This is a genomic window from Stagnihabitans lacustris (genome assembly GCF_025950525.1).
GTDB lineage: Bacteria > Pseudomonadota > Alphaproteobacteria > Rhodobacterales > Rhodobacteraceae > Stagnihabitans.
The window spans coordinates 82,780-95,958 of the sequence record NZ_JAPDGS010000008.1; the positions used below are offsets into that span (position 1 = coordinate 82,780).

Annotated in this window: 13 protein-coding genes and 1 riboswitch; of the genes, 5 read left to right on the forward strand and 8 right to left on the reverse strand. The window is 66.5% G+C overall.

The features are described 5' to 3' along the window. Positions 1-52 precede the first annotated feature (52 nt). Positions 53-1,189, forward strand: a complete 1,137-nt coding sequence (locus NX862_RS16470; protein ID WP_264495033.1) for an alpha-D-ribose 1-methylphosphonate 5-triphosphate diphosphatase — start codon at positions 53-55, stop codon at positions 1,187-1,189. Here NX862_RS16470 and NX862_RS16475 read toward each other — a convergent pair. The 6 genes from NX862_RS16475 to NX862_RS16500 all read right to left on the reverse strand — a co-directional run bounded on the left by NX862_RS16475 (position 1,174) and on the right by NX862_RS16500 (position 6,474). Beyond that, the gene (locus tag NX862_RS16475; protein ID WP_264495034.1) at positions 1,174-2,007 is read right to left on the reverse strand and encodes an energy-coupling factor ABC transporter ATP-binding protein; all 834 of its coding nucleotides are present in this window, start codon (positions 2,005-2,007) and stop codon (positions 1,174-1,176) included. The genes NX862_RS16470 and NX862_RS16475 overlap by 16 nt on opposite strands. Continuing rightward, the gene (cbiQ, locus tag NX862_RS16480) at positions 2,004-2,738 is read right to left on the reverse strand and encodes a cobalt ECF transporter T component CbiQ (protein WP_264495035.1); all 735 of its coding nucleotides are present in this window, start codon (positions 2,736-2,738) and stop codon (positions 2,004-2,006) included. The genes NX862_RS16475 and cbiQ overlap by 4 nt, the downstream gene beginning before the upstream one ends. Further along, positions 2,738-3,013, reverse strand: coding sequence for a cobalt ECF transporter S component CbiN (locus NX862_RS16485; RefSeq protein WP_264495036.1), 276 nt, complete (start codon positions 3,011-3,013; stop codon positions 2,738-2,740). Before NX862_RS16485 ends, cbiQ begins: the two co-directional genes overlap by 1 nt. After that, positions 3,010-3,675 (reverse strand): energy-coupling factor ABC transporter permease, encoded by a 666-nt coding sequence (locus NX862_RS16490; protein WP_264495037.1) that lies wholly within the window; start codon positions 3,673-3,675, stop codon positions 3,010-3,012. The genes NX862_RS16485 and NX862_RS16490 overlap by 4 nt, the downstream gene beginning before the upstream one ends. A 61-nt stretch (positions 3,676-3,736) precedes the next feature. After that, a riboswitch (cobalamin riboswitch) is annotated at positions 3,737-3,963 on the reverse strand. Then, on the reverse strand, positions 3,957-5,762 hold the full coding sequence (locus NX862_RS16495; RefSeq protein WP_264495038.1) for an amidase: 1,806 nt from the start codon (positions 5,760-5,762) through the stop codon (positions 3,957-3,959). (Overlaps the previous riboswitch by 7 nt.) Positions 5,763-5,775: 13 nt before the next feature. Then, complete coding sequence (locus tag NX862_RS16500; protein ID WP_264495039.1) at positions 5,776-6,474, reverse strand: DnaA N-terminal domain-containing protein; 699 nt, start codon at positions 6,472-6,474, stop codon at positions 5,776-5,778. On the opposite strand from NX862_RS16500, the gene NX862_RS16505 reads away from it, so the two are divergent. From NX862_RS16505 to NX862_RS16515, 3 genes are all read left to right on the forward strand, one after another. Next, positions 6,473-6,601 (forward strand): hypothetical protein, encoded by a 129-nt coding sequence (locus NX862_RS16505; RefSeq protein WP_264495040.1) that lies wholly within the window; start codon positions 6,473-6,475, stop codon positions 6,599-6,601. The genes NX862_RS16500 and NX862_RS16505 overlap by 2 nt on opposite strands. 219 nt (positions 6,602-6,820) lie before the next feature. Next, positions 6,821-8,125, forward strand: coding sequence for an AAA family ATPase (locus NX862_RS16510; protein WP_264495041.1), 1,305 nt, complete (start codon positions 6,821-6,823; stop codon positions 8,123-8,125). Further along, positions 8,122-9,150 carry a ParB/RepB/Spo0J family partition protein gene (locus NX862_RS16515; protein ID WP_264495042.1) on the forward strand — a complete coding sequence of 343 codons (1,029 nt, stop codon included), beginning with the start codon at positions 8,122-8,124 and terminating at the stop codon, positions 9,148-9,150. Before NX862_RS16510 ends, NX862_RS16515 begins: the two co-directional genes overlap by 4 nt. Positions 9,151-9,154: 4 nt before the next feature. Here the strand turns inward: NX862_RS16515 and NX862_RS16520 are convergent, their stop codons facing one another. Next, positions 9,155-11,590 (reverse strand): heavy metal translocating P-type ATPase, encoded by a 2,436-nt coding sequence (locus tag NX862_RS16520; RefSeq protein WP_264495043.1) that lies wholly within the window; start codon positions 11,588-11,590, stop codon positions 9,155-9,157. A gap of 114 nt (positions 11,591-11,704) precedes the next feature. On the opposite strand from NX862_RS16520, the gene NX862_RS16525 reads away from it, so the two are divergent. Continuing rightward, positions 11,705-11,893, forward strand: a complete 189-nt coding sequence (locus NX862_RS16525; RefSeq protein WP_264495044.1) for a heavy-metal-associated domain-containing protein — start codon at positions 11,705-11,707, stop codon at positions 11,891-11,893. On the opposite strand, the gene NX862_RS16530 is transcribed toward NX862_RS16525, so the two are convergent. Beyond that, positions 11,890-12,762, reverse strand: a complete 873-nt coding sequence (locus NX862_RS16530; RefSeq protein WP_264495045.1) for a dimethyl sulfoxide reductase anchor subunit family protein — start codon at positions 12,760-12,762, stop codon at positions 11,890-11,892. The genes NX862_RS16525 and NX862_RS16530 overlap by 4 nt on opposite strands. Between the last annotated feature and the right edge of the window lie 417 nt (positions 12,763-13,179).

The window sequence follows — 13,179 nt, forward strand, 5'->3', positions numbered from 1 at the left end:
GCCCTTGTGACACGCCCGTGTCACGAGGGCGAAACCCAAGCCGGAACCAAAGATGACCGATACCGTTTTGACCAATGCCCGCATCCTGTTGCCCGATGGCCTGATCCATGGGTCGATCCTGATCCGTCAGGGCGTCGTTGTCGACGTCTCGACCGGACCTGCCCCGCGCGACGCCCTGGACTGTGACCGCGACCTGATCCTTCCGGGTCTGGTGGAACTGCACACCGACAACCTGGAGCGTCACATCGAGCCGCGCCCCAAGGTCGACTGGCCGCACCGCGCCGCGATCCTGGCCCATGACGGAGAGCTTGCGGCCTGCGGCATCACCACGGTTTTCGACGCGCTGCGGCTAGGGTCCGACAATGACCCCGAGGGCGAGTTGGGGGAATATGCCCGCCAGTTGGCCGATGACATCCTGGACCTGCGGGCCGAGGGCGCCTTGCGCATCGACCACCGCATCCATCTGCGCGCCGAGGTCTGTTCGGTGACGCTGATGGCCGAGCTGGACCGGTTCGGCCCCGAGGACGGCGTGGGCATCGTCAGCCTGATGGACCACACGCCGGGGCAAAGACAGTTCCGCGACATCGACAAGCTGCGGGCCTATGTGATCGGCAAAAGGGGCCTGTCCGAAGAGGGCTTCCAAGCCAAGATCGCCGCAGAGCAGGCTTTGGGTGAGCGGGTGCGCGACAGCCACGAAGCCGCCACCGTCGCCGCCTGCCGCCGCTATGGCGCGACCTTGGCCAGCCATGACGACACCACCGCCGAGCAGGTCATGGCCAGCCACGCCTTCGGCGCCCGCCTGGCCGAGTTCCCCACCACGCACGAGGCCGCCGAGGCCTGCCGCGCCCATGGCATCGCCGTCATGATGGGCGCGCCGAACCTGATCCGCGGCGGGTCACATTCCGGCAATGTCGCGGCGCGCGCCCTGGCCGAGGCGGATTTGCTGGACATCGTCTCGTCGGATTATGTGCCCGCCGCGCTGTTGATGGCGGGGCTGATGCTGGGCGATCTGTGGGACGACCTGGCCCGCGGCATGGCGACGGTCAGCGCCAATCCTGCCGCCTCGGTCGGGCTGCGGGACCGCGGGCTGATTGCGCCGGGGATGCGGGCCGACCTGATCCGCGTGCGGCGGCTGGACGGCGGGGCGCGGGTGCGCGGCACTTGGGTGCAGGGTCAGCGCGTCGGCTGACCCCAGCCCGCCATCATCGCCCGAAACGCTGCCGCATCGCGCGGCGGCGCTTCGGTCTTCAGGCCCAAGTCCCGCGCGGCCAGCCACAGATCGACCAGCACTGGAGGCCGCAATCCCACCTGCGCCAGCGCCGCGGCATCGGTCAACAGGGCCTCGGCCGGCCCCTGCCCTGTCACGCGGCCATCCTTGAACAAGGCGACCTCGTCGGCCAGGGTCCAGGCCAGCTCGATGTCATGGGTCGAAAAGACCAGCGTCATGCCCTTTGCGGCCAAATGGCGCAGATGGGCCATCAGCTGTTCGCTGGCGGCAAGATCCAGCCCCGCCGTCGGCTCGTCCAACAGCAGCACATCGGGATGCATCGCCACCGCCCCCGCAATCGCCGCCCGCTTTTTCTGGCCGCCCGACAGCATATGCGTCGGACGATGCGCCAGATCGGTCAGGCCAAGGGCCTCCAGCGCCTCGGCCACACGGGCGCGGGCCTGCGCTTCGGACAGGCCAAGGTTCAGCGGACCGAAAGAGACATCTTCGGCCACCGTCGCCGCGAAAAGCTGATCGTCGGGGTCTTGCAGCACAAGGGCCACCCGGGACCGCCACGCCGTCAAGTCGCGTCGGGTATAGCCGACCGGCTGACCTTGCAGCAGGACACGCCCCCGCGCGGGCCGCAGCGTCCCGTTCAGATGCAGGAACAGCGTCGACTTGCCCGCGCCATTCGGCCCCAGAATGGCAAGGCTGCGCCCCCTCTGGATCGTCAGGTCCAGCCCCTGCAGCGCCGGGACCTCGCCGGGGAAGGTGTAATGCAGGTCTTGGGCCTGGATCACGCGGGCCACCCAAGCGCCAGCACCAGGATTTGCACCACGGCGATCCCGGCCAACACGGGCCAGGACGCCGCGGGGCGATCCGACAGCACCCGCATCTCGCCACTCCAGCCGCGGGCGGCCATCCCCGTCTCCAGCCGGCGGGCCCGGTCCATGGCGCGCGGCAAAAGCCCCGCAATGACCAGTGCGGTCGACCGCAGCCAAAGCCGGTTGGTCCGATGCCCCAGCCGCGCGCTTTGCGCATGGGTCATGGCGACGGCGCTTTCGCCGATCAGAAAGGTGAAGCGATAGGTCAGCAGCGCGATCTCGACGATTTCGGCGGGCAGGCCAAGTCGGCGCAGACCGGCCATCAGGTCGGCGGCGGGCGTGGTCAGCGACAGAAGGATCAGGCAAAAGGTCGCGGCCATGGCGCGCAGGCACAGGGCGGCGGCGTCCTGCAGGCCATGGGGGGCAAGGCCCAGACCTTCGGGTCCGACCTGCACCAACAGAACCACGGCGCCGCTGGCCATGAAGCCCAAAGGCAGCGCCGCGACCGACAGCCAAAGCCCCAAGGGCACCCGCGCCGCGCCAAAGGTCACGGCCAGGATAACCAAGGCCACCACCGCCGCGCCAGGCCACGGCGGGACACTGACCGCGACGATCAGAAAGCCCAAGGTCAACAGCGCCTTTTCGGCCAAGGGCCGGTGGCGCCAGCGGGACAGGCTGGCCGCCCGGTCAATCACGCCGATGGACATTATTCCGACCGTTCAGCCTTGGCGCGCTCGTGGCGGCGGCCGATGGCATAACCGATCACCAGGGCGCCCAACACGGCCTGCAACGTGAAGAACAGCCCCTCGACCTCGCCGCTGGGGGGTTTCCACAGGGGGGTGGCCCAGGGGGTGAAATCGGGGTTGCTCTCTTCGATATGGGCGGCGGCCTGACCATCCGCCCCACCAAACTCGCCACCGCGCAACAGGGGCAGCGCGACCAGGGCCGCCACGGCCAAAAGCATCCAGGTCTGCCGGGTCATCCGCGTGCCTCCCCGGCCAAAACCGCGACCTTGTTGTCCGTCTTGCCCGCCAGGGCGTCGATCACGACGACGGTCAAAAGCCCCTCGGCTATCGCCAGCGGGATCTGGGTCAGCGCAAAGATCGAGGCGAATTTCGCCATGGCCCCGGCAAAGCCGCTGACCGCGTCGGGATAGGCCAGCGCCAGTTGGAACGAGGTGAAGACATAGGTCGCCAGATCGCCCAAAGCCGCGGCCAAAAAGATCGTGACCGAGGCGCCAAGCCCCACCGCGCGCCCGGCCCGCCAGATGCCCCAGGCGACCCAGGGCCCCACAACGGCCATCGAAAAGGCATTGGCGCCCAGCGTGGTCAGCCCGCCATGGGCCAACAACAGCGCCTGAAACAACAAGACGATCACCCCCAGCACCGACATGACCGCCGGGCCAAAGACCACGGCGCCAAGCCCGGTCCCGGTCGGATGCGAACAAGAGCCCGTCACCGAGGGGATCTTCAGCGCCGACAGCACGAAGGCAAAGGCGCCAGCGGCGGCAAGCGTCATCCGCGCCTCGGGGCGTTCGGCGATGATCCGGCGCAACCTTATGGCGCCTGCCACCACGAAGGGGGCGGTCGCGGCATACCAGGCGGCGCATTGGGCGGCGGGCAAATAGCCCTCCATGATGTGCATGGGTCGTCCTTCCACTTTGGCGCCGCATGAGTGACGGCCACGGGCACCCCGCCCGGGTCGGCTGCGACGCGTTGTGATGGCAGGTCTCCTGACTCGCGGGTCGAAGGACTTTGGCCACCTTCCCGGCGCGCTCTCCCCCGTGGAATGGGGGGCGCCAGTGGTAATCGACCAGTCCTCACCGCTTACAGTTGCGGGGGCAGCCACGGAATAGGCCCCTGATGGGTAATCCTCACCGTGTTCCCTTTTCATCCCCATTGGCTTTGGGGAACCATCCCCGCCACCTAAGCCCCGGGGTCAGATTCTGTCAAGGCGACATGCGGCAGATGGGGTTCGGTTCCCGACACCAGGGCGCCACGACCGTCGGCATAAAGGTGCAGCGTGATGCCGCCTTGGGACAGGCTCCAGACCGGGGTCCCTTGGGCGGGCGTTTCGCGGAAGGGGACATGGGGCACGGGCGGCAAGGCGGGCGTGCGCGGCGGGGGGATGCGCAGGTCGGGGCGGGCCGAAAACATCTCTGCAAAGGCCAAAAGCCGGTGGTCGTCCTGCGATTTGCCCGCAAAGGTCAGGCCCGCGGGCATCTGGGTATCGGCCATCAGCCCCATGGGCACGGTGACGGTGGGCACGCCCAGATGACGGATCGCCAGGTTGCCATTGGCGATCCAGGTGCCGTTTTGCCAGGCATGATCGGCCGAGGCCTTGTTCGTGTCGCTGTCCGCCCGCGCAATATCCGCCGCCGCCGGAAAGATCACGGCGTCGAAACCATGGGTGTCCATCCAGTCCTCCAGATCCAGGCGACGGGTGGTTTCCAGCCCGTGCAGAGCCTGTTCCATCAAGGGAATGTCGCGGTAATCGGCATGGGCGCCAGCATGAGAGGGGTAGACCTCCAGCGCATCGCCAAAGCCGACATAGCGGTCGGGCAGCGCGCCCGGAGGATGGGGGAAGATGCGGGCGCCGTCGACATGCGCCAAACCGGGATGGCCGTTGGTCTTCAGGAAATCATCCCAGGCCCAGACGGAAAGGTCCAGGATCTCACGCTCTTTGAAGCCGGGGGGGATCAGGCCGCGGGTCCAGATCGTTGGGGCATCATAGCCCTCGTAGGTTTCGATCAAGGGGAATTCGGTAAGGATGACCTCGGCGCCCTGCCCTGTCAGCCAGGCCACCGCCTGGTCCAGAAGCGCCAGGATCGACGGCCGCGTGTGGATGGTTTGCCCCGTCGGGCCACCGATCCCGGTGCCGGTTTTCGTCTCTGCACCCGCGTAAAGCCGGGGGAGGGCGAAGCGTTTGCCCCGCAGCGTCTGGGGCTTGGGCGGGGTCAGGGCGGGCAGGCTTACCCAAGGCTGATCGCGCCAGAAATCGCCCCGGGTCACAGAGTCCGGCGCGGTCAAAAGCGGGACAAGTTCGGCCATATCGGCCATGGTCCGGGTATGGGGCACCACGACATCCATCGTCGGCACCAGGGGCCAGTTCCCCCGGATCGAGATGGCGCCGCGTGACGGCGTCCAGGCGCAAAGCCCGTTGTTGGCGGCAGGCGCGCGGCCCGAGGACCAGGTTTCCTCGCCCAGACCAAAGGCCGCAAAGCTGGCAGCCGTCGCCGTTCCCGACCCGTTGGACGACCCGGAAGCAAAGGCCGCCGTCAGGAAATCGCCATTATAGGGACTTTCCGCACGACCATAGAGCCCCCGTTGCATCCCGCCATTGGCCATCGGCGGCATGTTGGTCAGACCGATCAGAACGGCCCCGGCGGCGCGCAGTTGCGCGATGGTAAAGGCGTCTTCCCGCGCCACCAGATCGGCAAACGCAGGCGATCCCGCGGCCACGGTCATCCCGCGGACCTTGAAGCTGTTCTTGGCGGTATAGGGGATGCCGTCCAGCGGCCCCAGAACCTGACCGCGCAGGCGGCGCAGGTCCGAAGCCGCGGCCTCCTCCAGCGCCTTGGGGTTCAGCACTGGCACCGCGTTCAGGCAGGGCCCTGCCCGGTCATAACTCGCGATGCGTTGCAGATAAGCGAGCGTCAGCCCCGTGCTGGTGACAGAGCCATGACGCAGCGCGTCCCGCAGATCGGCAATGGTCGCCTCGATCACATCCATGGTTTCCGCCTTGTCAGAGCCTGTTTTCGCCGACCAGAAGCACACGTCGCACGTTCGGATAGGCGCGGTAGATGGCGGCCTGCAGCTCTGCCATCAGATGCGTCTGGATGTATTGCAAGGCAAAGCTGGACGCGGCTTCCAGCGTCAAAAGCCCGCCTTCGCAGGCCAAAGGCCGCAGCTTGGCATACCAGGCGGCGAAACGGGCGGGATTGGCCTCTGTCAGATGGGCCGCCACCTGCTCCCATTGCGGATCGTTGGACCGGGCGCGGGTGAAATCGACCTTCACGACCTTGGGCTGATCGACCGCGCGTCCCTCTTTGCTGTGGCCGGCCATGCGGCTTTGGAAATCGGGACCAACCTGAGTCCAAACAGGCTCTGACAAGGCGTAAATGCGGTCGATGCACAGGCGATAGCTGCTGACACGGCCCCGGGCGCCCCGACGCTTGATCTCCAGAAACCCGGCCTCGATCAGCCGTTTGGTCTCGCGCTTGGCGGTGCGTTCGTCGACCGACCAGAGCGCCGCCATCTCTCGGTGGCCCATGGTCAAATCGTCCTCGGACCAGTTATACCGGGCCGTCACCACGGCGATCAGCCGCAGCATCGAGGTTTGTTCAACCCCGCTGCCCGAGAGGCCAGCAACCGACAAAGCGGTCAGGAGGTCGTATTTCTGAACCCCGGCGCCTGGGCCAGAGAGATGCTTGGGTCGCATCATGGTGCTGCTGCTCGCTTCGGTTGATCCGATTCTTTATGTGGATATCTCGGGGGATTTCGCGTTTTTTGTCAATGAGGTTTCGAAAGACGGGAAAAGCGCGCTTCTTTCCAAGAACTCAGGAAAATGAGGGTATATTGGTATAGGGTGACAGGCTGGGTGTCCCCTATTTCATCCCCTCATGTCCCCTATTTCCGCGGGTTTCGAGATAGGGTGTCCCCTATTTTCCCGCGTTGCCCCGCCAAACTCTCGTTTTTCAGCGAAAAAACCCAAAGAACGTGATTTTTGAATTTGCGGATTCGGCTATTCGCGCTATTCAGCATTTCAACGACAATAACGCGAGCATACCATGCGCGACTACAGCTATTTGCAGCAGATGAACGAACGCAGCCTTGCCCAACAGGCGGCGGTGCGGCGATCGACCTTTTCGCCGGCCGAGGTCAAGACGCTGCGGCCCTTTTCGATCTGGGAGATTTCGACCTTCATGTTCGATGTCCCTGCCGACACTTTGCGTAAAAAGCTGGCCGAGGACCCGACCCTGCCCCAGGGCGAGGTCGAGGAAGATGGCCGCCAGCGCTGGTTTACCCTGTCAGAGATCAACGAGTTGCGCCGTCGCGTGCGGTTTCGCGGCAAACCGCTTAGCCCGGAACGTCCCAAGGGGCCGGCGCTGCGGGTGGCGGTGTCCAACTTCAAGGGGGGCGTTGGCAAGACGGTCGTGGCGCAGCACCTGGCCAATGCGGCGGCGCTGGATGGCTATCGGGTCTTGGTCATCGACTTTGACCCTCAGGCGACGCTGACACATTCGATGGGGCTGGTCGAGGTCAAGGAGTGGAACACGGTCTGGGGCATCATGTGCCGCGACCTGTGCCGCGAGGCGGATCGGATCATGGAAAGCTATGATGATCCGGCCGATTGCCCCTATCCGGCGGCTGACGAGCTGCCCAAGGATGTGCAGGAAATCGGCACGATGCGGGCGCAGGACTTCATTCAAAAGACCTCCTGGCCGACCATCGACATCATCCCCTCCTGTGCCAATGCGGCTTTCGTCGAGTTTGCCAGCGCCCAGTATCGCAGTCTGCACAAGGCCTGGAGCTTTTTCGGCTGCGTGGCGCGCTATCTGGATGAGCTGCCGCATGACCAGTATGACGTGGTGATCTTTGATTGCCCCCCGGCGATTGGCTATCAGTCCCTGAACGCGGCTTTTGCGGCGGATGTCCTCTATATCCCCTCGGGGCCGGGCTATTGGGAATACGATTCGACGACGTCCTTCCTGGGGCAGTTGGGCGATGCGCTGCAGGAAATTTCGATGGGGTTTGAAAAGATTGCGGCCAACGCCGGGATCAAGCTGCCGAAGTCCTTCCTGGATGTGCGGGTCTTGATGACGCGCTATGAGACGGCCAATCCGCTTCATGCCGCCATGCTGGAGGCGTTTCGCAATGTCTTTGGCGCCGATGTCTGCCAGCATCCGATCGAGATGACGCGGGCGGTCGAACAGTCGGGGCGGTTCCAGATGTCGGTCTATGAGCAGGATTACCGGGAGATGACGCGCGAGACCTGGAAGCGGGCGCGGCAGTCGTTCGACAATGCCTATCAGGAGTTCAAGGGCTCGATGCTGAAAGCTTGGGCTGCGCGCAATGCGGAGGGTGGCAAATGACCAAGGGCAATCGGTTTGGCATCGGTCCGGTGGATCTGCCCGCGGAGCCGCGGCGTCCGCGCGATCCGGGGCCGATGAGCGTGGCGGTGCGCGAGGTGGCGGCCAGCGCGCAAGAGGCCAGCGACAGTCTGGTCGAGAGCCGTCGGCAGAACGCGGCGGATGCGCGGGAATACCGCGCCGCGCGGGAGTCGGGTCGGGTTATCCTGTCGCTGGGGCTGGATCAGATCGGCGTCACCGCCCTGCCCCGTGACCGGATGGATCTTGCGGATGTGGCGACCTCGGAGGCGATGGAGGAGCTGAAGGCCTCGATCCGGGAGCGCGGGCAACGCGAGCCGATCGAGGTTTTCGCCAGTGCCGCGGGCTGGGAGCTGAAGGCGGGCTGGCGGCGGTTGACGGCCTTGCGGCAGCTGCGCGAAGAAACCGGCGATCCGCGGTTCGATCAAGTGCTGGCGCGGGTGACGTCGGGTGGCGAGGATCGGGCGGCGCTGTATCTCGACATGGTCGAAGAGAACGTCATCCGCCAGGACCTGAGTTTCGCCGAAATGGCGCATATCGCCATCGAGCTGGCGCGGGACCCGGCTGCGGGGGTGGCCTCGGTCGAGGATGCCGTGGGGCGGCTTTACCGCGCTTTGCACAAGGTGAAGCGGTCCTATATCCGCGCCTTTGTCGCCTTGATGGGGCAGGTGGACTTGCCGTTCCCCCGGGCCGTTTCGCGCGATCTTGGGGTGGAAGTGGCGCGCAAGTTGGCCATCGTGTCCCAGGCCGAAGTGGCGGGTCTGCAGGCGCGTCTGGCCCGGGTCAGTCGCGAGGAAGAGCAGGCTGAAGCGCTGCGGTTGTTCCTGAAGCCTGTGACCGAGGCAAGCGACAAGGGCCCGGATCAGAAGTTCGAGTTCCGTATCGGCGAGGCCAAAGTGACCGCCCGCAACGGCGAGTTGCGCATCCGGGCGGCGATGGATTTCACCGCTTTGGACCGCGCCGAACTGGACCGCGCCGTCAGCGCCTTTTTCGCGGCCTTGGGCGAATAGCCGGTTACCGAGCGGTAACTTTCGGGCCGGTTACCGGGCGGTAACCGGCCCTTTTCAATCGCAGGGCATTGCCAAGGACAAAGACCGACGACAAGGCCATGGCCCCGGCGGCGAAGCCGGGCGACAGGCCAAGACCCAAAGCGCCGGTCGCCATCGGGATCAGGGCTGCGTTGTAGGCAAAGGCCCAGAACAGGTTCTGCCGGATGTTGCGCATCACGGCCTGGCTCAGGTCCACCGCGTCGGCCAGCGCGGGCAGGCGGCCGCCGACCAGCACGACATCGGCGGCCTCGATCGCCACTTCCGTCCCTGTCCCCATCGCCACGCCGACATCCGCCGCCGCAAGCGCCGGTGCGTCGTTGATCCCGTCGCCGACAAAGGCCAGCACGCCGCCCGCCCGCAGCCGTTCCACCGCGGCCACTTTCCCGGCGGGCAAGACACCCGCCACCACCTCGTCGATCCCCAGACCCCGGGCGATGGCTTCCGCCGTCCGAGCGTCATCGCCCGTCACCATCGCCAGCCGCAACCCCATCGCCCGCAGCCGCGCCAGCGCCTCCGGGGTCGAGGCCTTGACCGGGTCCGCCACCGCCAGCATCGCCGCCAGCACGCCATCGACCGCGGCATAAAGCGGGCTGCGACCTTGGGCGGTCAGGCCTTCGACTGCCGCCGCAAAGGGCGCGACCGACAGGCCCTGCGCCGCCATCTGCGCGCCATTGCCCACCGCCACGCGCCGCCCCGCGACAAGCCCCGAAACCCCCTGCCCGGTGGTCGAGCTGAAATCCCCCACCTCCCGGATCGGCCCCTCCCAGGCCGCCACCAAAGCCCGCGCGATGGGATGCTCTGACCGCGCCTCAATGGCGGCCACCAGGTCCAGAACCGTCTCACGGGTGAAGCCCGCGGCCAGGATCAGGTCGGTCAACACCGGGCGCCCCTCGGTCAGCGTGCCGGTCTTGTCCATGGCCACCACCCGCACCTCGGCCAGCCGTTGCAGCGCCTCACCCTTGCGGAACAGGACCCCCAATTCAGCCCCGCGCCCCGTCCCCACCAGGATCGAGGTCGGCACCGCCAGCCCCATCGCACAGGGGCAGGCGATGATCAGCACCGCCACCGCATGAACCACCGCCAGCCCCAGCGACGGCGCGGGTCCAAGCGCCAGCCATCCCAGAAAGGTCAAACCCGCCACAAGGATCACCGCCGGCACAAACCACAGCGTGATCCGGTCCACCGCGCCCTGAATCGGCAGCTTGTCGCCCTGCGCCGCCTCGACCATGCGGATGATCTGCGCCAGGACCGTCGCCCCGCCGATCGCCTGCGCCTCCATCTCGAAGGCCCCGGACTGGTTCACCGTCCCCCCGGTCACGACCGCCCCCGGGGCCTTTTCCACGGGCAGGGGCTCTCCGGTGATCATCGATTCGTCCACCCAGCTTTGGCCCTGCGTCACCACGCCATCGACCGGCACACGGGCGCCGGGTTGCACCTCGATTCGGTCGCCAAGGCGCAATTCGCCCAGGGCCACATCCCGGAAAGCCCCGCCGCGAAACGCCCTTGCCGTCGGCGCCTGAAGCCCCACCAGCCGCCGGATCGCCTGACCGGTCTGCCCCTTGGCCCGCGCCTCCAGCCAGCGGCCAAACAGGATCAGCGTCACGATCACCGCGGCGCTTTCGAAATAGACCGTCCCCGAGCCAGTAGGCAAAAGCCCCGGTGCGAAAACCGCCACCATCGAAAAGCCCCAGGCCGCCAGACTGCCCAAGGCAACCAGCGAATTCATATCCGGAGAAAGGCGAAAAAGCGCAGGTAAGCCTTTGATATAAAAACGAAAGCCTGGGAACGCCATCACCAGGCTTGTCAAGATGGCCTGCAGCCGCCAAGAGGTCTGCATCCCGATGTTTTCCATGATCCAGTGATGCAGGGCAGGGATCAGATGGCCCCCCATCTCCAGCGCAAAGACCGGCAGGGTCAGGCCCGCAGCCACCCAGAAATCGCGCCGCAACTGCGCCTCATCGGCCTCGCGTCTTGCGGTCAAGGCATCGGTCCTCCCCCGCACCGCCTCTGTCGCATCATAGCCCGCGCGGTCGACCGCGGCGATCAGCGAGGCCAGACCCGCCGTCCCCGTCACCTGCGCGCGTTCGGTCGCGAGGTTGACCGAGACCCGGACCACGCCCGGCACCGCCGCCAGGGCCTTTTCCACCCGTCCGACGCATGACGCGCAGGTCATGCCTGTCACCTCCAGGTCGGTGATCCCGGGTCGCAGATCATAGCCTGCCCGCGTTACGGCTGCGATCAGGGCCGCACGGTCCAGCCTGCCTGCGATCTCGGCCCGCTCGGTCGCCAGGTTGACCGCGACCGATGCCACCCCCGGCACCGCCGCCAGCGCCTTTTCCACCCGGCCCACGCAGCTGGCACAGGTCATGCCGTCGATTTCCAGGGTCTCGTGGTCGTTCATCGGGGCCTCCTGCCTTGTGCTTCAGATAAGGACCCCGGGCGGCCCAAGGTCAAGGCGCGGCCTTGCAGGGCGGCCATGACGGGCTTACATCTGTCAGAGCCAAGGAGGCTCGCGATGCAATTTCACGTTGAAAACATGACCTGTGGCGGCTGCGTGCGCGGTGTGACCCGGGCGATCCAGTCGGTCGATCCTGCCGCCGAAGTGGCCGCCGACCTTGCGACCCATGACGTCGAGGTCAAGACCTCTGCCGCCCGAGAATTGCTTGCCAAGGCCTTGGCCGAGGCCGGATTCGAAGCGGCCTAACGCTGGCCGTAGAACAGGCCGACGACATGTTCGGCCTCGGCAAAGAACAGCCAGCGTTGCGCGGCTGCGCCCAACAAGTGCAGCGCCGCCATCAGACCAAAGACCCAAGGCGCCTGCGGCAGGATCAAAAGCCCCAGCGCGGGCAAGACCAGCAGCGCCAGGGCAATGGCCCGCAGCCGCCGCGCATGTTTGCGCCCGACGTGAAAAATCATCTCGCGCATCAGGTAATTCGGCGCGGTATGGGGCTGTTCAAAGACCCGGACGGTGCCGATCCGGTCCAGGCCCGTGGCCGTGCCAAGGGTCTGACCGGCCTTGGCGAAGGCGCGGTCTCCGGCCCGGAAATGCGCCAGCACGGCGATCAGCGTGGCCAGCGTGCCGATCAGGGCGGGCAGGGTTAGGCCCGCAAGAAGCGCGCCGCCGGTCAGGACATAACCCAGGAACAGCGCCGGCACCGTTGGCGAATTCCAGCGCGGGACGGTCTTCAGCTGGGCATAGATCATCGAGGTCGTGAAGGCCGTTGCAAGCGCGCCGGCCGCCCCGATCCAGCCAAGCACGCTGGGCAGGGGGGCGCCCGCGATATCCGACAGGGCCACCGGGGCCAGGATCAACAGCGTCGCCACCGCCGCGATCCCCTCGCGCGAAAGCCACGAGCTGCGCCATTGGCTAAAGGCGCGCCATGCGCGTTCGGGATGGCCCAGGTGAAAGGTCGAGGTCAGAAGGCCCGCGACCGTCAGCCCATAGGCCAGGCCCCAGTGCAGGAAGGCGGCAAGGCCATGAGAGGGCGCAAGGCCAAGGCCAAGGAAGGCCAAAAGGCCAAGGCCCATGCCGGAAAGCGTCGTGAAGAGGATGACAGAGGGGGCGGGATGCATATGTTTTCCGGTCTGGCGCTGTTCCCGGGGAGGTTGCGCCCCCGGTTCGGTGGAAAGTCTGGGGGGTCACTCGCCCGGGGCTGTTAGAAGGTCGGGGATGTTGCGCGCCCGGACCTGTTGGAAAGCCGGAGATGTTGCGCCGCCGGACCCGTTGTAAAAGCCGGGGGTTTCACACCCCCGGACCCCCGTGGAATATTTGAGCCAGTATGAAAGGGGAAGGGGCGCGGGCGTTTTGGGTGCGATCTTGGCCTTGGGGCGGGGCAGGGCGGGTGATTGCGCTGCGGCGCTTTTGCGGGCCGGGTTGCGTCTGCGTCGAAGGTGCGTGGCTTTGTGACGATGGGGGCGGTCAAACCGAGCGAGCGTGCCTGGACCTTGTGTGCCGGGGGTGGGGCGGCGCGGCCCGGTGTTTGGGCTTGG

Excerpts from the sequence above, each read along its gene's own strand:
- NX862_RS16470 (WP_264495033.1), top strand. The coding sequence starts at position 53 with ATGACCGATACCGTTTTGACCAATGCCCGCATCCTGTTGCCCGATGGC.
- cbiQ (WP_264495035.1), bottom strand. The coding sequence starts at position 2,738 with ATGTCCATCGGCGTGATTGACCGGGCGGCCAGCCTGTCCCGCTGGCGC.
- NX862_RS16485 (WP_264495036.1), bottom strand. The coding sequence starts at position 3,013 with ATGACCCGGCAGACCTGGATGCTTTTGGCCGTGGCGGCCCTGGTCGCG.
- NX862_RS16490 (WP_264495037.1), bottom strand. The coding sequence starts at position 3,675 with ATGCACATCATGGAGGGCTATTTGCCCGCCGCCCAATGCGCCGCCTGG.
- NX862_RS16495 (WP_264495038.1), bottom strand. The coding sequence starts at position 5,762 with ATGGATGTGATCGAGGCGACCATTGCCGATCTGCGGGACGCGCTGCGT.
- NX862_RS16505 (WP_264495040.1), top strand. The coding sequence starts at position 6,473 with ATGGTGCTGCTGCTCGCTTCGGTTGATCCGATTCTTTATGTGGATATC.
- NX862_RS16500 (WP_264495039.1), bottom strand. The coding sequence starts at position 6,474 with ATGATGCGACCCAAGCATCTCTCTGGCCCAGGCGCCGGGGTTCAGAAA.
- NX862_RS16510 (WP_264495041.1), top strand. The coding sequence starts at position 6,821 with ATGCGCGACTACAGCTATTTGCAGCAGATGAACGAACGCAGCCTTGCC.
- NX862_RS16515 (WP_264495042.1), top strand. The coding sequence starts at position 8,122 with ATGACCAAGGGCAATCGGTTTGGCATCGGTCCGGTGGATCTGCCCGCG.
- NX862_RS16520 (WP_264495043.1), bottom strand. The coding sequence starts at position 11,590 with ATGAACGACCACGAGACCCTGGAAATCGACGGCATGACCTGTGCCAGC.
- NX862_RS16525 (WP_264495044.1), top strand. The coding sequence starts at position 11,705 with ATGCAATTTCACGTTGAAAACATGACCTGTGGCGGCTGCGTGCGCGGT.
- NX862_RS16530 (WP_264495045.1), bottom strand. The coding sequence starts at position 12,762 with ATGCATCCCGCCCCCTCTGTCATCCTCTTCACGACGCTTTCCGGCATG.